The sequence below is a fragment of the Massilia sp. HP4 genome (assembly GCF_005222695.1).
Classification (GTDB): Bacteria; Pseudomonadota; Gammaproteobacteria; order Burkholderiales; family Burkholderiaceae_D; genus Telluria.
Window position 1 is genome coordinate 161898 of sequence record NZ_STGG01000010.1, and the last position, 18977, is coordinate 180874.

Sequence of the window (18977 nt, forward strand, 5' to 3'; positions counted from 1 at the left end):
ATGTTGGCAACACGGTCATGGAGGCGAATCAACAGCTTGGGATCAACGGTAGCGGTCGCGCCGTTTCATCAGGTAGCAGGCGGCGCCGACCACGGCCGCGCCGATCGCGACCTTCTTGACCAGCCCGGCCGGGTTGTGCTTGAGCTCGGACTTGATGCCCATCTCGGCCAGGATATTCGGCACCCTGCCCTTGGCCAGGTCGTCACCGATGCCTTCGACCACATTGACCCGGTCGGCCAGCAGCAACAGCAGCCAGTGGCGCAGGTCGTTTTCGGTACGCTTGAAGGCCAGGCGCCGGATCGCGCCCGACAGGCCCGATGGCGGCTGGACGGTGCCGAACAAGGGCGTGCGGCCGGGACGCTCGGTCGAGACCAGCACCTCGACGTGCTGTTGTTGCGGCTCCGGGTCGCCGTCGGGCACGTTGATGAAGCGCGGCGGGGTGCGCTCCATCGGCACGCCGGGACGATTCTTGCGGTCGAGGTCGGCGCCCCAGCCCTGGATGTGCTGCAGCTGGTCGCGGGTCGGGCGGCGCGGGGCGATGGCGCCGTGCACGTGGCCCACGTGGCCGTCGCCGTCATGTTCGCCCGGCGCGTGGTGGCCGTCGTGCTGGTCGTTCGCCGTGACGATATCGTTGCGTGTTTCCATGTTTTCTCCTGTGCTCGATCTGGTGTTCACTGCTGGACGCTGGCCTTGACCGCCTTGACCTCGTTGGCGCGCGGCGGGATCAGGATCGGCTTGATGCACTCATCCAGCTTGCTCGAGAAGATGTGATAGGCATCCGATACTTCTTCGAGCGGGATGCGGTGGGTGATGATCTGCTTCGGGTCGATCCGGCCCGCGCGGATGTGCTCGATCAGGCGCGGCAAGTGGCGCCGCACGCTGGCCTGGTTCATGCGCAGGGTCAAGCCCTTGTTCAGCGCATTGCCGATCGGGACCGCGTTGAAGGTCGGGCCATACACGCCGACGATCGACACATTGCCGCCCTTGCGCACCGAGTTGATGCACCAGTGCAGCACCGTGGCCGCGCCGGCCTGCATCATCGTGTACACGCCAGTAATGGTCTGCATGGTATTGCCGGCCGCTTCGCAGCCGACCGCGTCGATGCAGACGTCGGCGCCCATCCAGTCGGTCATCTTCTTGATGTGCAGCGCCATGTCCTGCACTTCCTTGAAGTTCACGACTTCGCACTGGGCGTAGCGCTTGACGAATTCGAGGCGGTATTCCACATGGTCGACCACGATCACCCGCCCCGCCCCCATCAGCCAGGCCGACTTGGCGGCGAAGATGCCGACCGGGCCCGCGCCGAACACGACCACCGTGTCGCCTTCCTGGATATCGCCCATCTCGGCGGCCTGGTAGCCGGTCGGCAGCGCGTCGGTCAAGAGGACCGCGTCGTCGTCGTGGATATCGTCCGGGATCACCATCGGGCCGACGTCGGCCATCGGCACCCGCACGTATTCGGCCTGGCCGCCATCGTAGCCGCCCGCCGTGTGCGAGTAACCGTAGATGGCGCCCACCGCCGTCGCTTGTGCATTGGTGTTGTGGCAATTACCGTACAGCTCGTGTTGGCAAAAGAAGCAGGAGCCGCAGAATACATTGAACGGTACCAGCACCTTGTCGCCGACCTTCAGCTTCTGCACGCTGGCGCCGACCTCTTCGACCACGCCGATGAATTCGTGGCCGAAGGTATGGCCGACCCGGGTGTCGGGCACCAGGCCGTGGTACAGGTGCAGGTCTGAACCGCAGATGCAGGCGCGGGTAACGCGCACGATGGCGTCGCCGGGATGCTCGATGACGGGGTCAGGCTTGTGATCGGCGCGGACCCGGTATGGCCCGCGGTAATTCATTGCCAGCATGAGTACTCCTTCACAATTCGGTTGGGGACGGCTCGTGCGAGGACGAGCTGATGTGACACAAACTTATGTCAAAACGTCACAAATTGCGATAGGCGCACGGAAACGAACGCCGATTTCAGCCGACTTGATCGAATAAAATCAGGTGTTTGTGTACAACAGGCAATTAATCAATGCCATTTATAGCTGACGGGCATCAAATGTATTGCAAGCCGCGACCTCGCCATGCTCGAGTCCGCGCTGGAACCAGCGCACCCGCTGGGCCGAGCTGCCGTGCGTGAACGAGTCGGGGACGACCACGCCGCGCGACTGTTTTTGCAGCGCATCGTCGCCGATGGCGCTGGCGGCGTTGAGGGCAGTTTCCACATCGCCCTGTTCCAGGATTTTGGCACGCTGGTTGGTGCGCTTGGCCCACACGCCGGCGAAGCAGTCGGCTTGCAGCTCCAGGCGCACCGACAGCGCATTACCCTGGGTCTCGGAAGCGCTTTGCTGGGCCGCATGCACCTTGTTGGAGATGCCCAGCAGGTTTTGCACGTGGTGGCCGACCTCGTGGGCGATCACATAGGCCTGGGCGAACTCGCCTTCGACATTGAAGCGCTGCTGCATGGTGCGGAAGAAACCCAGGTCGATATAGACCTTGCTATCGGCGGGGCAATAAAACGGCCCGGTCGCGCTCTGGCCGACGCCGCAGGCGGTGTTGGTACGACCTTCGAACAGCACCAGCCTGGCCGGCGTGTACTGCGCGCCCTGCTCGCTGAACAGCTGGGCCCAGGCGTCTTCGGTATATGCCAGGGTGGTGCGCACGAAGCGGCTCTCGCGGTCGTCGGCGCGCTCGCCCGGTTGTTGCTCGACCTGGGCCTGCTGCTGCGGCGGCGCGCCGCCCGACAACAGGCCGAGGATGGTCGCAGGCGACACGCCCAGGAAATACGAGGCGACCAGGGCGACGACGATGGTGCCGATGCCGATCGAGCGGCCGCCGAAACCGAAGCCCCCGCCCCCGCCCCCGCCGGCCCCGCGCCGGTCTTCTACATTGTCGCTTTCACGGTCGCCTTCCCAACGCATCGTTTCTCCTTGCCTGGAGCGCCGCGCTAGCGGCCGCCCCGTTTCAAATTACAGGTGTCGGCGCGCTCGCGCGCATCCTTGCCGCGCAAGTCGTCCAGCGTGCCGAAGCGCGCGCGCAGTTCGTCGTGCAGCGCGCGCTCGCGGCGTTCGCGTGCGATCTCGCGCGCCATGCGACCGCGCGGGATGTCGTCAAGTTCCAGGCTCGTCATGATTTCTCTCTCTGCCGTGTTTTCCGGTGTATCCCGGTTGACTGCAATAATGCACTAAATCCGGCGCGCGCACGAACACATCCTGCGTGCGCGTGCGCACAGAGAAGCCGTGGCGCGCGTGCCACGCTGGCGCCATGAACCCATCCAACGCCAACGCCCTGCTCGCCCTCGGCACTGCCCTGCACCAGGCCGGCTACCGCTTCATGACGGTCACGCCGTCGACCCACCGCCGCATCAACAACCGCGCCGGCAACGAACGCGCGCACGACCTGCGCGGCGTGTTCGGCTGGAGCCGGCCGTTCGACCCCGGCCTGCTGCCGGCCAGCGTGGTCGACCTGATGCGCGAGGGCGGCGTGCTGGCCGAGAACGACGACGGCCTGCGCTCCACGGTCCGGGTATCGACCCTGGACGAGTTGCTGCTGTTCCATTCGGCCTGGCCGACGCGCGACGACGACGCCGTGTTCTTCGGCCCCGACACCTACCGCTTCGTGCACGCCATGCGGCGCGGCTTCGCCTTCGTCGGCGCCGGTCCCGAGCGTGCGGTGGACATCGGCTGCGGCGGCGGCGCCGGCGCGCTCACCATCGCCCGCAAGTTTCCACACGCCGAGGTGATCGGCGCCGACATCAATCCGAAGGCCCTGGAGCTGGCGATGGTCAACGGCCGGCTGGCCCAGGCGCATAACGTCGCGCTATGCCAGAGCGACCTGTTCGACGGCTTGCAGGGCGACTTCGACCTGGTGGTCTCGAACCCGCCCTTCGTGGTCGATCCGGATGCGCGCCGCTACCGCCACGGCGGCGGCGAACGCGGCGCCGAACTGTCGCGCCGCATCGTCGAACAGGGTCTCGGGCGCCTGCGCCGCGGCGGCAGCCTGATGCTGTATACCGGCGTGGCCCTGTGCGGCCAGCACGACCACTTCCTGGAAAGCCTGCGCCCGACCCTGGCGGCGCAGTGCGACACCTGGACGTATGAAGAACTCGATCCGGACATCTTCGGCGGCCAGCTGGGCGAGCCGGGCTACGAGGATGTGGAGCGGATCGCGGCCGTATGGCTGCACGCGGTCAAGCGCTGAGCAGATACGTCCTGGCCAGGCCGCCGATGCGCATGTGCGGCGCGACGCCGCCCGGCGCGGCATCGATCAGCGACTTCGCCACCAGCGCCTGCAAGCAGCGGGCGGCGTGCACCGCGTCGACGGCGCCCGCCGCGGCCTCGATCGCCTCGTCCAGGCCGAACACACCGTCAAGGCGCGCGCAAGAGCGCAGCACCTGGCGCTCGCCCGGCGTCAACAGGCGCACGCTCCAGTCGAACGACGCGCGCAGGCTGCGCTGGCGGGCCAGCGCGGTGCGCCAGCCGCTGTCGAGCAGGCGTTCGCCGTCGCCAAACAGCGCCACGGCGCCGTGCAGGCCGAGCGCGCGCACGTGCGTCGCAGCGAAGTCCAGCGCCAGCGGCAAGCCCTCCATGCGGCGGCACAGCGGCGCCGCCAGCGGCAACTGCCGCGCGCACGGCGCCAGCCCGGCGCGCTCGACCAGCAGGCGCAGCGCCGGATACGCCAGCGCCTCTTCAACACCCAGCGCCGGATCGTCGGGCGGACAGGTGAGCGGCGCCAGGCGGTGCACCCACTCGCCGTGCGCGCACAAGGATTCGCGGCTGGTGGCGATCGCGTCGACACGGTCGTCCGCGCGCAGCAGCGCCTCGATCGTCCTGGCCGCGGTCGCGATCACGTGCTCGCAGTTGTCGAGCACCAGCAGCATGCGGCGCGGCGCCCGAGCGCCCAGCCTTGCCGCCAGCGCGCCTTGGGCCAGGCCCGGGTCGGTGCAGCACCCGAGGTCGACGAAGCAGGCGCCGCCCGGATGATCCGCTTGGCGCTCGTGGGCCAGGGCCAGCGCCAATGCGGTCTTGCCGACGCCACCCGGCCCGACGATGGTGCGCAAGCGCCGCCGCGGCGCGCGCAGCAGGCGCAGGTCGTCGTCGCGGCCCAGCAAGCGCCAGGCCAGCGGCGGCAAGGCCTGCGGGACGGCGTCCGGCGCGGGCATCGGCACTGCATCCGCGGGCAACGCGACCACCGGCGCGACGAAACTGTAGCCGCGCCCCGGCACATTGGCAATGTAGCGCGCCGCGCCGGCCGCGTCGTCCAGCGCGCGGCGCAGGGCGCGCACGTGCACGCGCAGGCAACTGTCGTCGACCAGGCAGCCCGGCCACACCGCCTGTTCCAGCTCGGCGTGGCTGAGCACCTCGCCCGGGCGCGCGGCCAGGGCGCACAGCAGGTCGATCGCGCGGCCGCCCAGCGGCACCGCGGCCGGCCCGCGCCGCAGCAGTCGGGCGTGGCGGTGCAGCCGGAACGGCCCGAACGCCAGCACGGCGGCCATGCTCAAGCGCTCCCGACGGTGTCGTCCGCCGCCGGCGCGCTCGCCAGCCGGCGCACGGGCGCAGTCAGGCAATAGCCCTGGCCGGCCAGGTTGACCAGGTGCGGGCAATCGGCGCCGCCGCCCAGCAGCCGGCGCAGGTTCCCGACCTGGGCCCGCAGGTTGATGTCTTCGACCACGGTGTCCGGCCACACGCCCTGCATCAGCGGCAACCGCGAGGTGGCGCGCGAGCTGGGCATCGCCGAAGAAACAGTCAAAGGCTATATGAGCAATGTGCTGCAGAAGCTCCAGGCCAGCGACCGCACGCATGCGGTGGTGATCGCGCTGCGGCGCGGGATGCTGGACTGAGGGCGCAGGCCTGCCAGCGCTAGGTCGATACCGCGCCAAGCCCCGGCATGCCGGTCTGCGCGCACCAGCGTTCGAGATCCCAGCCGGCGCCGAGCAGCAGCATGCGGGTGCCAAGGTCGTCGAGACTGCCTGCCAACCGTCCGGGCGGCACCAGGCTCAGCTTGCGCCGATCCAGGTTCGCATGCACCAGGCAATAGCGGCGCGCCAGCGACTTCCACAGCGCGTGCGCGCCGGGCGACTGGCGCGCGCCGCTGAGCAGGCAGTTGCCGCCATCGAGCCACCAGCGATAGATGGCGGTCGCGATGCCGGCGCGCCGGTAGGCTCTTCCGAACTTCGAATGCGGCGCGCGCGCATGGCGGTCGGTGCGCCGGTCGACCTCGACCAGCCGGTTGAATACCGTGTAGCCGGCCATGCGGCCGCGCACGGCGTCGATCGCATAGACATAGTGCTCGCCGTCGGCCACCCGATAGCGGAACGCAAAGCCGGGAACAACGATGCCCGCCGCCGCCATCCCGTACAGGCTGTCGCCGGGGCGCGCCATGCGCTGGTAGAGGGTGTCCAGGTCACGCTCGATGCCGTCGTCGCAATGGTCGACATCGATGCGCAGCGCGAGCGGCCGTGCGGCCGGGGCCAGGACGCTGGGCCAGGCCAGCGCGTTCACGGCTGCTCCCAGTGCCCGCTGAACAGCCGCGCGGGGCGTTCGAACGCGCGCACCTGGGCGCACGCTGCCCAGCTGTCCTGGCGCACCGCCAGGCCGGCATACACGCCATAGCCTTCGCCGGCCTCGATGCGCCGCGCCTGCAGGCTTTCGCCGGCCCGGATCGCGCCGGCGGCGCGCATGTCGCCGCCGGCGCGGATGCCCCATTGCGCCTCCAGGTGGTCGCGGCAGGCGATGTCGCCCCCAGCCTCGATGCCGTGGCCGGCGCGGATCGCCGCCTCGCCCGCGATGTCCTGGCCAGCGCGCAGGCCGTGGCCGCAGCGCGCGTCGGCGCCGAACGCGACGCCATGCCCGGCGATGCAGTTGCCGTCGATGACGCCCGCCGCGCCGCCTGCGATGTCCCAGCCGGCGCGCACATTGCCGGCCACGCGCAGCGCCCCGGCGACCGCGATATTCCATTGCGCGCCAACGTCGCCGCCCGCCGTCAGGTCGGCGCCGCAGCGGATCGCGCCGCCGGCGCGTATCTCGCCGCCGCTCGACAGCTTCTGTCCGCTGCGGATGCCGCCGCCGGCGCGGATGCTGCCGCCGGCCACCAGCACGGTGTCGATCTCGATGCCGTCGCGTACCCGCAGCGAGCCGGCGAACACGATAGCTTCGGCATCGACCGCGTCGACCTCGAGCACCGCATCGCTTGGCCCGAACTGCTCCAGCAACCAGCAGGCGTCGCCGATGCGCCCGGCCCGCACCAGCGCATCGAGCAGCGGCTGGTAATCGGCGCCCGCCTGATGGTGCTTGAGAAACCAGCGAAAGCCGTCGGCGCAGGGTCGCTTGGTCTTGATGAATTTCTTGTTCAGGTCCATGGCAAAAACGAGTGGAAGAATGGGCTTGTGCCCCCGGGCCGGCTACCGGCCAGCGAGCGGGCGGCGGCAGTATAATGAGCGGCATGGGCGCACACATCAGGGCCGCCCCTAAGGGTTTCTCTTATGGACCAGGCGCGGCAAACGGTGCAGGATGGCGCTCTTTCATCCTGCCGACGGCCCCTACGCCGGGAAAGCACACCATGATCGACTTGCGTGCCGCACGGGCTGCCTGGCTCGGCGGCGCTTTTGCCATCGCCTACATCGTCCTCGACATGCTCAGTGGCCCCGAGGCGCGCTACCAGGCCATGGCGCCGGTGTGGCATCCAGCCGCCGGCCTGGCCCTCTACCTGGTGCTGGCCGCCGGCTACAAGGGCGTGCCGTTGCTGGTCGCCGCCGTGCTGGTCGCCGCCGCCATCACCCCGGCCCTGCCGGCCCGGCCCCTGCTGTCGCTCGCGGTCGGCCTGCTGCCGGTGCCGATGTACCTGGCGGTGGGCGCCGTCATGCGGCGCCACCTGGCGGGCCACGCCTTCTTTGCGAGCCATCGCGGCCTGCTGGCGTGGGCCGGCCTCGTCACCCTCGGCAGCCTGCTCAGCGCCAGTGCCTATGCGCTGATGCTGCTGGGCGCCGATGCCTTCGCCGGCCGCGCATGGTTCCAGCTGGTGACGCGCTACACGATCGCCGAGACGGCGGGCATGCTGGTGATCGTGCCTGCCCTGCACTACCTGCTCGACGCCGGGCTGCGCGCCGACGTCGTGGGCCGCATCGCCAGCTGGGAAACGCTGGCTTATGTCGCGCTGATCGCACTGGTGCTGGCGCTCGGGCTGCAGCGGCCGGCGCCCGAGTCGCTGATCTACTACCTGCTGTTCCTGCCCCTGGCCTGGTCGGCCGCACGCCACGGCATGGCCGGCGCGGTCACGGCCGCCATCGTGCTCGAGGCGGGCGTGACCATCGCCGCCCTGCGCCCGATCGCCTACCCGGCGCAGATGCCGAACGTGCAGATGCTGGTGCTGACGCTGACCCTGTCCGGCTTCCTGATCGGGATCGCGGTCGACGTCGCGCGCCGCGCCAGCCACGACCTGCGCCACTCGCTGCGCCTGGCCGCGGCCGGCGAGATGGCGGGGGCGGTCGCGCATGAACTGAACCAGCCGCTCACGGCGCTGTCGATGTATGGCAGCGCCTGCGAGCGGCTGATGGCGCGCGGCGGCAACGAAGCACTGCTGCAGTCCACGATCAGGTCGATGGTGGCCGAATCGCAGCGCGCGTCCGACGTGCTCAAGCGCCTGCGCGATTTCTTCCGCACCGGGACCACGGCGCTGGAACCGCTGTCGCTGGCTGAACTCATCCACGGCGCCGTGACGCCGTTCGCGGCCCAGGCCAGCGCCCAGGGCATCGCCCTCGATGTCGCCCCTGCCCCACCGGCCGAGGTGCTGGGCGACCGCATCCAGCTCGAGATCGTGCTGCGCAACCTGCTGTCGAACGCGATCCAGGCGCTGGCCCAGATGCCGGCAGGCGCCGAGCGCCGCATCGCGGTACGGGCCGGGGTCGATGGCGCCACGGTATGGATCCGGATCGCCGACAATGGCCCCGGCATCGACGACAAGATCCGGGCCCGCCTGTTCGAACCGTTCATCTCGCTCAAGTCGAGCGGCCTGGGACTGGGCCTGGCCATCAGCCGCGCCATCGTCGAGACCCACGGCGGCACGCTGGCGGTCGAACCGGGCCGCCATGCGATACTCAGGATCACCCTGCCCTTTCATGACGGCGCGGACGAAGGACCAGGCCATGCACAGTGAACAAACCGTCTTCATCGTCGACGACGATGCGGCCGTGCGCGACGCGCTCGGCCTTCTCCTGAGCCTGCACGGCTACCGCACCGCCTTCTTCGCCGACGCCGCGACCTTCCTGGCCGCCTGGAACGAGGAACTGCGCGGCTGCCTGCTGCTGGACATCCGCATGCCCGGCATGGACGGATTGGCCCTGCAAAAGAAGCTGGTGGAACTGGGCAGCCGGCTGCCGGTGCTGATCATCACCGGGCACGGCGACGTCGGCTCGGCACGCGAGGCGTTCCGCTCGCAGGCGGTGGATTTCCTGGAAAAGCCCCTGCAAGAGGCGCAACTGGTGCAAGCGGTCGAAGAGGCGCTGGCGCGCCAGCGCAGCGATACGCGCGTGCATGCGTCGCACGACTATGCACGGCGCGAGGCCAGCCTCACGCCACGCGAGCGCGAGGTGATGGCGCTGGTGGTCGACGGCCGCCACAACCGCGAGATCGCGGAACTGCTGGCGATCAGCGTGAGGACCGTCGAAGTACACAAGGCGCGCGTGATGGACAAGCTCGATGCCGGCTCGGTCGCCGATCTGGTGCGCCAGTATTTGCAGAACCACCCGCAGTAGGCCTCAGCCGACTTCCTTGATCGTGATCACCTGCGTGGCGCCATCCGGGCGCGGCCACTCGATGCGCGCGCCGACGGACAGGCCGAGCAAGGCGCTGCCGACCGGGGCGAACACGGAAATCCGTCCCGGCTGGCCTTCGACCTCGTCAGGATAGACCAGCGTCAGTGTCAGGTCCTGGTTCGCCGGCTCGATCGCGAACCTGACGCTCGAACCCATGACGACGACGCCGGACGGCATGTCGCCGGGGGTGCGCACGTCGGCCCGGTCCAGCTCATCGGCAAGCCTTTGCAGGCGCTCGGCATCCACGGCCGACAGTGCGTCGAGGCAGGCCGTGATGCGCGCGAAGTCGATGTTCGATACGTAGATGCGGGGAAGTTCTTTCGTCATTGTGTTCCTGGTCTGTAGTGTATGAACGGACGCCGGCGCCGCCGTCTGGCGGCCCAGCGCGAACTGCGCTGCCGCCAGCACCGCCACGCCCGACAGCATTGCGCCGAGCACGCAGCGCCGCCAGCGGGCGCTACGTATCGGGGCCAGCTTGCCCAGCCGCCGCTTGCCCCGGTCGGCGAGCCGCGCCCGGGCCTGGCGTGCCGGGTCATGGACCTGCCCGCCATCGCGATAAAACCTGGTTCGATCGACCATTCTTGCCTCCTGTTTGAGATACCTGGAAAGGCGGCGCCGCGCCCGCTGGCGCGGCACCGGTGCGCATCAGGTTGCTCGGCGGGCATCGGCTTGGCGGAACGACCCGCCAGGCATGCGCCCGCCGAGCTCAACAGAGCCGGGCGCGGCCTCCATGCAGGAAAGGCCGAGAGAACCTGTCTATCGGAGAAGGCAACATTGGGTGAGTCATTCCATGGAAGCGAACCGGGCGGTGCCGATGGCACCAACAGGCTTTTACTGTCGGGCCCGGAACGGGGCATGATGGCGCCCGTCGGCCCATTGTCGCAAAGGGACTGGACCTCCGCATCAGTGAAACACGTAGGTGTGTCACGGTAGACCAGGCACAGGATCAGAACTTGTGCTCGTACTGAAGGCGCCAGCCGAGATAGCCTTCGGTGAACATGCGGCTTTCGAGTACGCTGGCCGGATCGGCATAGGCATTCGCCCGCTCGCCATCGTTCTTGAGGACGTTGAAAAGCGAGAATCGCAGCCGCCGTCTGGCGTCGATCCTGTAGAGCGCATACGCCTGCAGATCGCGTTTTTGCGACACGAAGCTGGATTCTTCACGTCACAACCGGGTCCAGCCGCCCGCCACCATCGACAGGCTTGCGCCGACCGTCATATTGCCGCGCTTGTAGTCTGCGCCGAGATTGGCCGACCATTCCGGCTGGCGATCGAGACGGTTATCCGGCCCGGGAACCGCATCGACTTGCGACCAGTTGCGCGCGAGATTGGCGCGCAGCTGGATCGCCGGCGCCGCAGAGAGTAGTGCGGTGATCGGGAACTTCGTTTCAAGCTCGAGCGAGCGCACGGTCGCCTTGCCGGAATTGACCGGATAGGCGAGCCAGCGTTCGCCGTCATACCTGATCGCATTCCTGATCAAGCCATCGACCTTGCGCTCGCCGACGCTGACAGATGCCATCGCATTATTCGTCCAGTAATGCTCGAATGCCGCGTCGATGCCGGTGGCAAGTTCGGGTTCCAGTTGCGGGTTGCCGCTCTGGTCCGGCGATACGGCAAAATTGTACGAGGTGTAGAAATGCCGTGGAATCAGCTGCCGCAATTCCGGGGCTTTATAGGTCCGCGTCACGGCGAGCCGGATCTGGTCGTTTTTACTGCCCGGGATTTTCCATAAGGTCTGGATCAAGGGACTCAATACGCTGGAGCGGCGCTTGAAGCCTTCGGCATCGCCACCGGTCCGCGTTTCCAGCCCTTCCCAGCGCATGCCCAGGTAGATGGACCAGCCGGGCGCGATATCCCACTCATCCTGCACGTACAGGGCCAGCCGGGTTATCCTGGCGCGATAGGTATTGTTGAAGTTGATCGGGGCGGATCCGGTCGACGCAACGGCTTCGCGCTGGACCTCGTTTTCACGGTAATCACTGTAACCGGCGTCCCAGCCGACAGCGATGGCGTGGCGCGTGGCCCAGGCCGCCGATACTTTTCCGGTCCACGAACCGCCCTTGTCGTCGACGCCGGTTTCATAACGACGGTCGAGCGCGGCGGACGACGCGCCGTCCAGGCCCAACCGGGACATGCCCCGGTCCGAACCGGAGCGATAAAGCCCCAGCCTGGTGTCGAGCTTGCCCTCCTCGCCCAGGTTCCTGGCCCAGCTCAGGTCGGATCGGATATTTTCGTTCTTTCCATCGTAATCCAGCAGCAGTAACGGATAAGGATAACGGGGGCCGGATTCGACGACGGTCGCCTGCTCGCTGGTACCTGCCGACCGCGCTGCATTGACGAAGGTTTGCCACGCAAACTTGTCACCTTCCCCGGATTCCCATTGGAGACGCGAATTCGCATTCAGGCTCGTGAATCGGTTGGCGTTCCGGCTGTCGGTGGCGCGCAGATGGTCCGGGCTTTCATCGAAACGGCGCTCCTGCACCCGCTCGTGCATGCCCTGGCCATTGTCGCTGTGATTGAGGGTCGCCCCGACGGTATAAGCATATTTTTCAAGCCTGTCGGACGCATTTACCGTCAAGGCGGGATAGCGTGCGCTGGCCGCGCCGCCGACACCGGCAATGATCTCGCGGGTCGCTCTCGATGCGCTTCTCTTGAGGATGATGTTAATCGTCCCTGCAATGCCCTGCGTGCTCAATTCGGCCGTTGCCGCGCGCATGATCTCGATCCTGGCAATCGACTCCGGCGCCAGCGTGTCCAATGAAAATCCGGCGGGCGGCCGATCGCCGTTGACCAGCACCTGGGTATAGCCGCCACCCAGGCCCCGCATCCGTATGTCATTGTTCGCGACCGTCACGCCGGGCTGGCGCTTCAATACGTCGAGTATGCTCCGGTCCCCATATTTATCGAGGTCGTCGCGGTCCACGACTATGCGCGTCGTGGCTTCGTTGCGGCGTTCCGAATCGGCGCTCCCGCGGACCGCAACCTTTGCCATTTGATCGGTCGGCGCATCTTCTTGTTTCGCATGCGCCGGGAACGCCGACAGAATACCCAGGGAAAAAACCACATTTCGACATCTCATCACACGACACCTCGCTTATCTCTCCGAAGTAGACTATTTGATCTAGATCATATTGTCTACGGATTTCCGTGAGTGGCCGCGTTTCATGCTCAGCGCATGCGGCTTGCGAGAGTCGGAAAAGAAAAAGCCACCTTGCGGTGGCTTTTTCCATGCTACTTGGCGGAGAGGGTGGGATTCGAACCCACGGTACGGTCACCCGTACGCCTGATTTCGAGTCAGGTACATTCGACCACTCTGCCACCTCTCCTGAATCGGTGCTGCGTGGTCGCGTAAGCGAGGCCGCATTATAGCGGAGGCCTGGCGAAAACTGCAAGGCATGCGCCGTAACTAGTTTCAGACGCCCGCAGGCGGGCCGTCCAGGCGCATGCTCCAGTCCTCGATCTGTCCGCTGGCCAGGCGCCGCTCGAAGGTCGTGCGCCAGCGCTGCGCCAGCGGCGCCAGCTTCGAGGCCGCCAGCCATTCGTCGCGCAGGCCCGGCGCCAGGGGCTGGTCCGGGAACATGGCCGCGATCGCCCGCGCCAGCGGCCAGTCCGGGCACGGCCGGTCGACCAGCTCGAACACATCGCCCGCGGCCAGCCAGCCTTCGCGCAGCACGCGGTAATACCAACCCGTGTACCCGCTGGCCTGCAGCGCCAGCGCCGCATCAGGCCGTCCGAAGCGCAGGTTCACGCGAAAGCACGGCTGCCGCCCCTGCGACACCTGCACCAGCGTCGCGCCGACCCGGAACACGTCGCCCACATGCACCTCGCGCTCGCTCATGCCAAGCGTCGACACGTTTTCGCCGAAAGCGCCGGCGACATAAGGCACGGCGCTGTCGGGATACAGCTCGCGCCAGTACGGATAATGTTCGGCGGCGTAGTGGTGCAGCGCCTTCTCGGGGCCGCCGTGGTAGACGCGGTCGCCCTGCTCGTCGCCCTCGAGGCCAGCGAGCCCCAGCCACAGCGCGCCCTGGCGCGCCTCCTTGCCGATGCCGCTCAGGACTTCGGGGGCGCCGGGCGCGCCGATCGCGCGCGCGCGACCGGTCAGCAGCGCCGCGACCGGGCGCACATGGAATGCATCCATATATGTCCTCGTCAGGCGAAGATGGCCCAGTTGCGCTGCTCGGTTACCAGGTCGGTCGGCTCGTGCTCGGCGCAGTCGATGCGCAGGAAGGAGATCGGCAGCGGCGCGTCGACCAGTGCGCAGTGGTGCGGCACCTCGGCGCCAGGGTATTTGTTGGCTTCAAAATGGCGGCACGACAGGCAGGCGCGCAGCTCGGGGAAACGGTCGGTCTTTTGCAGCTCGGCGATCAGCTTGAACAGGCCCGTGAGCATCTGCACCTGCTGGCCGGGCGGCAGCCGCGATGCGGCATTGTCGGCGAACGACAGCGCATGGCCCAGGCGCTCGGCGACACGTTCGCCCTCCGGCGTCAGGTGCAGCGCAGTGGCGCGGCCATCGTCCTCGGCGCGCGCCTTGCGCACCAGGCCCTTGCCCACCAACGCAGCCACCGAATCGCTGGCGCTTGCCGCCGAGATCGACAACTGCCTGGCCAGCCACGACAGGCGCACGCCGCGCGTACGGTGCTGCAGCAGGTGCAGGATCTCGGCCTGGGCCGGGTTGAGCCCTTCGCTGGTCGAGACTTCCCACATGCCGGCGCGCAGCACGGTCGCGATGCGGCCGATGGCGGTGACGATGCGCGCCGAGACGTCGGGCGTGCTGTCCCAGGGGGTTTCGGGTTGGATGTCCATGGGCTTCAGCATAGCAAAGCCCGCACGCTTGTCAAGGACTCCTAATTAGATAGGCAGGCTTTCCCGGTGCAGCAGGTCGAGACGGCGCACGAAATCGCGCAGTACGATCCGGTACAACTCGTCGCCGAGCACGCTGTCTTCGGCGCCGGCGTCGATATTCGGGTTGTCGTTCACTTCGATCACCACGGGCCCGCCCGGCGTCATCTTCATGTCCACGCCATACAGGCCGTCGCCCATCAGCCGCGCCGCCTGTAGCGCATAGTCCAGCAGCGCGGGCGGCACTTCGCCCAGCGGCACCGCGGCCGCCATCCCGAATTCAGCCTTGCCGAAGGCGTCACGCTTGGCCACCTGCCAGTGGCCTTTGGACATGAAGTATTTGCTGGCGAAGATCGGTTCTCGGTTCAGCACCCCGATGCGCCAGTCGAACTCGGTGTACAGGTATTCCTGCACCAGGATCAGGGCCGACTGCTGCAACAGCTCGCGCGCCACGCGCCGCAGTTCGTCGGCATCGCGCACTTTCACGACCCCGCGCGAGAAAGCGCCGTCCGGAATCTTGAGCACCATCGGGTAGGCGATCCTAGCCTCGATGGCCGCCAGCGTCCCGGCATCGGCATCCTGCAGCGTGATGGTCAGCGGCGTGGGGATATCGTGCAGGCGCAGCAGGTCGGCCAGGTAGACCTTGTTGGTGCAGCGCAGGATCGAGGACGGATCGTCGATCACCACCAGCCCTTCGCTCTCGGCCTTCTTCGCGAACAGATAGGTGTGGTGGTTGATGGCCGTGGTCTCGCGGATGAACAGCGCATCGAATTCGGCCAGCCGCGAAAAATCCTGGCGCCCGATCGGCGCCACGCCGACGCCCAGTTCGCGACCCACGGCGCCCAGCCGCGCCAGGGCGCCGGGATTGCTCGGCGCCAGCTCCTCGTGCGCGTCGTGCAGCACCGCGATCCGGTAGCGGTAGCGGCGTGCGGCCGGCGCGCGCTGCGGCAAGCCCGCGTAATCGCGCAGCGCCGCGCGGCAGGCCGGGCGCTCGCGCTCGCCCAGCGCATTCGGCCCCTGCAGCCGGATCGCGGCGATATGCCATTCTTCGCCGCGTGCGAACTCGACCCGCATCAGCGGCGCCGGGAACGTGTCGAAGATGCTGCGCGCCAGGCCCGCCAGCGGCGCATAGTCGGTCGTCCCGAAACGGATGTCGAGCGCGAACGCGGCCGGCATCGGCATGCCGCCGGCGGCGCCGAGCGCCTCATCGAGCGCGCGGTCGAGTTCACCCGTGTCGAGCGTGTAGATCGCCTTGCGCGACAGGTCGTTGATGGTTTTCACCGATGGCAGCACCTGCTGGCCCCGGGCCTCGGCCATCAGCGAGCAGTAGTAGCCCACCGACAGGTATTTGTAGCTGCGGCACAGGTTGATCACCAGCGCCCCGTCGTCGGGCGCATGCGCCGCCAGGAACTCGCCGGCCCCGATCACGGTGCAATCGCCGTCCAGTGCGCTCCAGTCCTGGACATGGTCGACGATCACCAGGCGGGGCGTTCGCGGCGTATCGGAAGAAATCGTGGGAAGCGTGGTCATGGTGCGATGCCAGAGTTGGGTTGACCGAGACTCTATCGACCCGGCCATAAAAACCGTATAAAGAACGCCCGCCGCGACGGCAAGCCGGTGTAAACGCCGCGCTTCACCCCTGCCAGTCGTGGCGCAGCAGCGCCCACAGGTCGACGTCGCGTGTCATGCCGCCAACCCGCCAGCGCGCATGCAGGCGTCCTTCGCGGCGAAAGCCGAGCCGCGCCAGTACGGACTGCGACGCAAAATTATGCGGCGTGACTTCGGCCTCGATGCGGTCCAGTCCGAGCGTGTCGATCCCATGACCGAGCAGCACGGCCAGCGCCTCGCGCGCCATGCCTCTCCCCCAGTAAGGTTCGGCCAGCAGGTAGCCGACCGTGGCGCGGCGGTGCCCGGGCGCGATGTCGTACAGTGCGCAGCTGCCGGCAAGCAGGCCGTCACCGCGCGTCTCGAGCGCCAGGTGCAGCGCGCGTCCGCTGGCAAGGTCGCGGCGCGCCTCCTCGATCGCCGCCTGTGCCTGCGACAAAGCGGCCCATGGTGGATGGATCCAGTGGCGCATCACCTCGGCGTCGGCATACAGCGCCAGCAGCGCCGGCGCATCGTCGGCGCGCAGCGCGCGCAGGCGCAGGCGTTCGGTGGCAAGTTCAGTGAAATCGGCATCCAGCATGGCAGCTCCAGTGTTACGCAAGGACCGGCACCATATCGCGGCGCAGCGGTTCGCGAAAGCGCACGTTTACACGGCATTGATCTTCCCTGCCCTGTCTTTTTCCCTGTTTTTACGGCCGCGCCGCTACGCTTCCATGCCATCGAACCTGCACCTGGAGGCAACCATGATCGTCGCCATCGTCAACCAGCACGGCAACCCGGACCGTGCGGTCATCGCACGCAATCTGGCAGTGCTGCGCGCCCGCAGTGGACGCCGCGTCTGCCTGATGAACACCGCCCGCGACAGCGACTGGGGAGCAGAGCGCAGCGCATGCGCGGCGCGGCCCTGGATCGATACGCGCCAGGTCGGCAGCCGCGCGGTCAAGACACGCCTGGCCGCCCTGCGCCCACTGTTCAACGACATCCTGATCGACGCCGGCACGCGCGATACCGACGAATGCCGCTGCGTGCTTGCCTCGGCGCGCCTGGTCGTGGTGCCGGTGCGCGGCGGCGAGATCGATCTCGATTGCCAGTATCGCCTGCTGGCGCGCCTGAATGCGGCGCGCGCGTTCAACCCCGGCATGCGGGTGCTGTTCGTCGCCGTCTGCGGCGCCGAAGGTCCTGGGGTGGAAGAACGCGCCGCCGTGCTGGCCCACATGGCGCGGGTGCAGGATGCAAGCCTGGCCAATGTCGTGCTGCACCAGCCGGCTGCCCACGACTACGGTCCCGGGCGCTGCGTGAGCGATGCCGAGACCTGCGACCCGCAAGCCGCCGGCGAAATGCATGCGCTGTACGACGAGGTGTACGCCACCTTGCCGAAGCTGTCGACGCTGCCCATGGCGCAACTCGGCGCGGCGCACGCCTTGTGGGGCTGAGCGCCATGCCGATCCGGCGCGCCACCCTGGATGATGTCGCGGCTCTGGTCGGCATCGAGGACGCCAGCTTTCCCGGCGACCGGCTCGACCGGCGGCGCTTTCGCTATCTGCTCGCTCATGCGCACTGCGCGCTGCTGGTCGATGCCCGAGACGACACGCTGCGCGGTTATGTGCTGCTGCTGTTTCGCGCCAACTCGACGATCGCGCGCCTGTATTCGATCGCGACCCATCCCGGCCAATCGGGGCGCGGGGTCGGCGCGGCACTCGTCGACGCCGCCGAGACGCAGGCGCGCATGCGTGGCTACACCTGCCTGCGGCTCGAGATCCGCGCCGACAACGCGGCCTCGCTGGCGCTGTTTCGCGGGCGCGGCTACCGCGAGTTCGGTCGCTACGCCGCCTATTACCACGACCGCATGGATGCACTGCGGCTGCAGAAGCAGCTGTCGCACATCCATGTTTGTGGCCTTAACGGTCGACCTTGCCCGGCAGGCTCAGGTTGCCGGACGCCACCTTGAACACGTTGGCCACGCACACCAGCGGGCTGTGCACGCTCTCGTTGATGCGCAGCGCCGCGGTCACGCCATCGAAGCTGGCGTTGTCCAGCACCGCGATGTCGTCGAACGGCACCTTCACTTCGAGCGTATCGCCCTTGAAGATCGGGCTGTAGGCCGGGCTGTCGATCAGGATCCGCAGGCCGGGCCAGGTCTTGGGCAGCTTCGGCTTGGCGCCTTCCGGAATGTCGACGATCTTCAATGCGTCCTTGCCGCAGGCGGCGTCCTTGCTCAGCACCACCCAATGCGAGTGCCACAGGTCGCCGTCGTTATCCAGCTTGCCGTCTCCGTTCTCGTCGTATAGCGGCGTGTCGTCAAAGTCGGGGTGCGACGTTACGGCGAAGGCCAGGATGCCGGCGCCGCGTTCGAAACCGACGGTCGACGGATCAATGGTCGTCGGCCAGACATAGGAAAACACCTGGCTGCCGGCCAGCTTGCCGGTCCTGGCCGGCTTGGAGGCGCCGGCCTTGCCCGAGACCGCGATATGGAAGGTCGCGATATTGCCCTCGGTCGTGATCTTGGTGTGGTGGATGTCGTACGGCGCGCTCACGCCCTTGGTCAGCGCGCTCTTGATGCCGCCCTTGTGTTCTCCCTGGTGGGCGAAGGCGCCGAGCATGGTCAGCGACAGGGCGGCAGCGATGGCGGTCTGGATCGGTTTCATATCAGGTTCTCTTTCTTTTTTTGCGAGTGAGTCGAATCGTTGGAGGCCGGCGGCGTCCCCTCCCCGGGGACGCGCCGCCGGTA

Annotated in this window: 22 protein-coding genes and 1 tRNA gene; 6 read left to right on the forward strand and 17 right to left on the reverse strand. The window is 67.8% G+C overall.

The genetic code is table 11. The features are described from left to right. Nucleotides 1-42 precede the first annotated feature (42 nt). The 4 genes from E8M83_RS03415 to E8M83_RS03430 form a co-directional block, all read right to left on the reverse strand. Nucleotides 43-645, reverse strand: coding sequence for a hypothetical protein (locus tag E8M83_RS03415; RefSeq protein WP_137171982.1), 603 nt, complete (start codon nucleotides 643-645; stop codon nucleotides 43-45). Between the two features lie 26 nt (nucleotides 646-671). Next, entirely contained in the window at nucleotides 672-1856 is a 1185-nt protein-coding gene (locus tag E8M83_RS03420) for a zinc-dependent alcohol dehydrogenase (protein WP_137171983.1), read from the reverse strand. A 177-nt stretch (nucleotides 1857-2033) separates the two neighbouring features. Then, nucleotides 2034-2915 carry a neutral zinc metallopeptidase gene (locus tag E8M83_RS03425; RefSeq protein ID WP_137171984.1) on the reverse strand — a complete coding sequence of 294 codons (882 nt, stop codon included), beginning with the start codon at nucleotides 2913-2915 and terminating at the stop codon, nucleotides 2034-2036. Between the two features lie 26 nt (nucleotides 2916-2941). Further along, nucleotides 2942-3124 carry a hypothetical protein gene (locus tag E8M83_RS03430; protein WP_137171985.1) on the reverse strand — a complete coding sequence of 61 codons (183 nt, stop codon included), beginning with the start codon at nucleotides 3122-3124 and terminating at the stop codon, nucleotides 2942-2944. A gap of 134 nt (nucleotides 3125-3258) precedes the next feature. Here E8M83_RS03430 and E8M83_RS03435 point away from each other — a divergent pair, with 134 nt between their 5' ends. Next, entirely contained in the window at nucleotides 3259-4194 is a 936-nt protein-coding gene (locus E8M83_RS03435; protein ID WP_137171986.1) for a class I SAM-dependent methyltransferase, read from the forward strand. On the opposite strand, the gene E8M83_RS03440 is transcribed toward E8M83_RS03435, so the two are convergent. Together E8M83_RS03440 and E8M83_RS03445 are read right to left on the reverse strand one after the other, a co-directional pair. After that, nucleotides 4184-5488: a winged helix-turn-helix domain-containing protein gene (locus tag E8M83_RS03440; RefSeq protein WP_170976674.1), complete on the reverse strand. Its 1305-nt coding sequence runs from the start codon at nucleotides 5486-5488 to the stop codon at nucleotides 4184-4186. The genes E8M83_RS03435 and E8M83_RS03440 overlap by 11 nt on opposite strands. A gap of 2 nt (nucleotides 5489-5490) precedes the next feature. Further along, complete coding sequence (locus E8M83_RS03445; protein ID WP_170976675.1) at nucleotides 5491-5664, reverse strand: helix-turn-helix domain-containing protein; 174 nt, start codon at nucleotides 5662-5664, stop codon at nucleotides 5491-5493. On the opposite strand from E8M83_RS03445, the gene E8M83_RS03450 reads away from it, so the two are divergent. Next, nucleotides 5651-5833 carry a response regulator transcription factor gene (locus E8M83_RS03450; RefSeq protein WP_137171989.1) on the forward strand — a complete coding sequence of 61 codons (183 nt, stop codon included), beginning with the start codon at nucleotides 5651-5653 and terminating at the stop codon, nucleotides 5831-5833. The genes E8M83_RS03445 and E8M83_RS03450 overlap by 14 nt on opposite strands. Before the next feature lie 19 nt (nucleotides 5834-5852). On the opposite strand, the gene E8M83_RS03455 is transcribed toward E8M83_RS03450, so the two are convergent. Then, nucleotides 5853-6494: an N-acetyltransferase gene (locus tag E8M83_RS03455; RefSeq protein ID WP_229491407.1), complete on the reverse strand. Its 642-nt coding sequence runs from the start codon at nucleotides 6492-6494 to the stop codon at nucleotides 5853-5855. Then, nucleotides 6491-7351, reverse strand: a complete 861-nt coding sequence (locus E8M83_RS03460) for a DUF342 domain-containing protein (RefSeq protein ID WP_137171990.1) — start codon at nucleotides 7349-7351, stop codon at nucleotides 6491-6493. The genes E8M83_RS03455 and E8M83_RS03460 overlap by 4 nt, the downstream gene beginning before the upstream one ends. 200 nt (nucleotides 7352-7551) lie before the next feature. Here E8M83_RS03460 and E8M83_RS03465 point away from each other — a divergent pair, with 200 nt between their 5' ends. Together E8M83_RS03465 and E8M83_RS03470 are read left to right on the forward strand one after the other, a co-directional pair. After that, nucleotides 7552-9144 (forward strand): ATP-binding protein, encoded by a 1593-nt coding sequence (locus E8M83_RS03465; protein WP_170976676.1) that lies wholly within the window; start codon nucleotides 7552-7554, stop codon nucleotides 9142-9144. After that, complete coding sequence (locus E8M83_RS03470) at nucleotides 9134-9742, forward strand: response regulator transcription factor (RefSeq protein WP_137171992.1); 609 nt, start codon at nucleotides 9134-9136, stop codon at nucleotides 9740-9742. The genes E8M83_RS03465 and E8M83_RS03470 overlap by 11 nt, the downstream gene beginning before the upstream one ends. Nucleotides 9743-9745: 3 nt before the next feature. On the opposite strand, the gene rnk is transcribed toward E8M83_RS03470, so the two are convergent. From rnk to E8M83_RS03510, 8 genes are all read right to left on the reverse strand, one after another. Beyond that, nucleotides 9746-10381: a nucleoside diphosphate kinase regulator gene (rnk, locus tag E8M83_RS26200; protein WP_229491408.1), complete on the reverse strand. Its 636-nt coding sequence runs from the start codon at nucleotides 10379-10381 to the stop codon at nucleotides 9746-9748. A 367-nt stretch (nucleotides 10382-10748) separates the two neighbouring features. Next, complete coding sequence (locus E8M83_RS03480) at nucleotides 10749-10949, reverse strand: hypothetical protein (RefSeq protein ID WP_137171993.1); 201 nt, start codon at nucleotides 10947-10949, stop codon at nucleotides 10749-10751. An 18-nt stretch (nucleotides 10950-10967) separates the two neighbouring features. Next, nucleotides 10968-12866 carry a TonB-dependent siderophore receptor gene (locus E8M83_RS03485; RefSeq protein WP_170976677.1) on the reverse strand — a complete coding sequence of 633 codons (1899 nt, stop codon included), beginning with the start codon at nucleotides 12864-12866 and terminating at the stop codon, nucleotides 10968-10970. Between the two features lie 172 nt (nucleotides 12867-13038). Next, nucleotides 13039-13128, reverse strand: a tRNA-Ser gene (locus E8M83_RS03490). Nucleotides 13129-13214: 86 nt separating this feature from the next. Next, nucleotides 13215-13943: an MOSC domain-containing protein gene (locus E8M83_RS03495; RefSeq protein WP_137171995.1), complete on the reverse strand. Its 729-nt coding sequence runs from the start codon at nucleotides 13941-13943 to the stop codon at nucleotides 13215-13217. Between the two features lie 11 nt (nucleotides 13944-13954). Continuing rightward, nucleotides 13955-14608, reverse strand: a complete 654-nt coding sequence (locus tag E8M83_RS03500) for a MarR family winged helix-turn-helix transcriptional regulator (protein WP_137171996.1) — start codon at nucleotides 14606-14608, stop codon at nucleotides 13955-13957. A gap of 45 nt (nucleotides 14609-14653) precedes the next feature. Then, a complete protein-coding gene (locus E8M83_RS03505) occupies nucleotides 14654-16174 on the reverse strand; it encodes a RimK family protein (RefSeq protein WP_170976678.1) in 1521 nt (506 codons plus the stop codon). A gap of 103 nt (nucleotides 16175-16277) precedes the next feature. Then, entirely contained in the window at nucleotides 16278-16829 is a 552-nt protein-coding gene (locus E8M83_RS03510) for a GNAT family N-acetyltransferase (protein WP_137171998.1), read from the reverse strand. 163 nt (nucleotides 16830-16992) lie between these two features. On the opposite strand from E8M83_RS03510, the gene E8M83_RS03515 reads away from it, so the two are divergent. Together E8M83_RS03515 and E8M83_RS03520 are read left to right on the forward strand one after the other, a co-directional pair. Continuing rightward, nucleotides 16993-17682 (forward strand): hypothetical protein, encoded by a 690-nt coding sequence (locus tag E8M83_RS03515; protein ID WP_137171999.1) that lies wholly within the window; start codon nucleotides 16993-16995, stop codon nucleotides 17680-17682. Between the two features lie 5 nt (nucleotides 17683-17687). After that, nucleotides 17688-18197 carry an N-acetyltransferase gene (locus E8M83_RS03520; RefSeq protein WP_137172000.1) on the forward strand — a complete coding sequence of 170 codons (510 nt, stop codon included), beginning with the start codon at nucleotides 17688-17690 and terminating at the stop codon, nucleotides 18195-18197. Here the strand turns inward: E8M83_RS03520 and E8M83_RS03525 are convergent. Further along, nucleotides 18148-18894: a hypothetical protein gene (locus E8M83_RS03525; RefSeq protein WP_137172001.1), complete on the reverse strand. Its 747-nt coding sequence runs from the start codon at nucleotides 18892-18894 to the stop codon at nucleotides 18148-18150. The two genes, E8M83_RS03520 and E8M83_RS03525, sit on opposite strands and share 50 nt — an antisense overlap. Nucleotides 18895-18977 lie beyond the last annotated feature (83 nt).

Bases quoted from the DNA above. Each gene is read 5' to 3' on its own strand.
- E8M83_RS03505 (WP_170976678.1), bottom strand. From the start codon at position 16,174: ATGACCACGCTTCCCACGATTTCTTCCGATACGCCGCGAACGCCCCGC.
- E8M83_RS03525 (WP_137172001.1), bottom strand. From the start codon at position 18,894: ATGAAACCGATCCAGACCGCCATCGCTGCCGCCCTGTCGCTGACCATG.
- E8M83_RS03440 (WP_170976674.1), bottom strand. From the start codon at position 5,488: ATGGCCGCCGTGCTGGCGTTCGGGCCGTTCCGGCTGCACCGCCACGCC.
- E8M83_RS03465 (WP_170976676.1), top strand. From the start codon at position 7,552: ATGATCGACTTGCGTGCCGCACGGGCTGCCTGGCTCGGCGGCGCTTTT.
- E8M83_RS03510 (WP_137171998.1), bottom strand. From the start codon at position 16,829: ATGCTGGATGCCGATTTCACTGAACTTGCCACCGAACGCCTGCGCCTG.
- E8M83_RS03430 (WP_137171985.1), bottom strand. From the start codon at position 3,124: ATGACGAGCCTGGAACTTGACGACATCCCGCGCGGTCGCATGGCGCGC.
- E8M83_RS03470 (WP_137171992.1), top strand. From the start codon at position 9,134: ATGCACAGTGAACAAACCGTCTTCATCGTCGACGACGATGCGGCCGTG.
- E8M83_RS03460 (WP_137171990.1), bottom strand. From the start codon at position 7,351: ATGGACCTGAACAAGAAATTCATCAAGACCAAGCGACCCTGCGCCGAC.
- E8M83_RS03420 (WP_137171983.1), bottom strand. From the start codon at position 1,856: ATGCTGGCAATGAATTACCGCGGGCCATACCGGGTCCGCGCCGATCAC.
- E8M83_RS03515 (WP_137171999.1), top strand. From the start codon at position 16,993: ATGATCGTCGCCATCGTCAACCAGCACGGCAACCCGGACCGTGCGGTC.
- E8M83_RS03450 (WP_137171989.1), top strand. From the start codon at position 5,651: ATGTCTTCGACCACGGTGTCCGGCCACACGCCCTGCATCAGCGGCAAC.
- rnk (WP_229491408.1), bottom strand. From the start codon at position 10,381: ATGGTCGATCGAACCAGGTTTTATCGCGATGGCGGGCAGGTCCATGAC.
- E8M83_RS03435 (WP_137171986.1), top strand. From the start codon at position 3,259: ATGAACCCATCCAACGCCAACGCCCTGCTCGCCCTCGGCACTGCCCTG.
- E8M83_RS03520 (WP_137172000.1), top strand. From the start codon at position 17,688: ATGCCGATCCGGCGCGCCACCCTGGATGATGTCGCGGCTCTGGTCGGC.
- E8M83_RS03495 (WP_137171995.1), bottom strand. From the start codon at position 13,943: ATGGATGCATTCCATGTGCGCCCGGTCGCGGCGCTGCTGACCGGTCGC.
- E8M83_RS03415 (WP_137171982.1), bottom strand. From the start codon at position 645: ATGGAAACACGCAACGATATCGTCACGGCGAACGACCAGCACGACGGC.
- E8M83_RS03425 (WP_137171984.1), bottom strand. From the start codon at position 2,915: ATGCGTTGGGAAGGCGACCGTGAAAGCGACAATGTAGAAGACCGGCGC.
- E8M83_RS03500 (WP_137171996.1), bottom strand. From the start codon at position 14,608: ATGGACATCCAACCCGAAACCCCCTGGGACAGCACGCCCGACGTCTCG.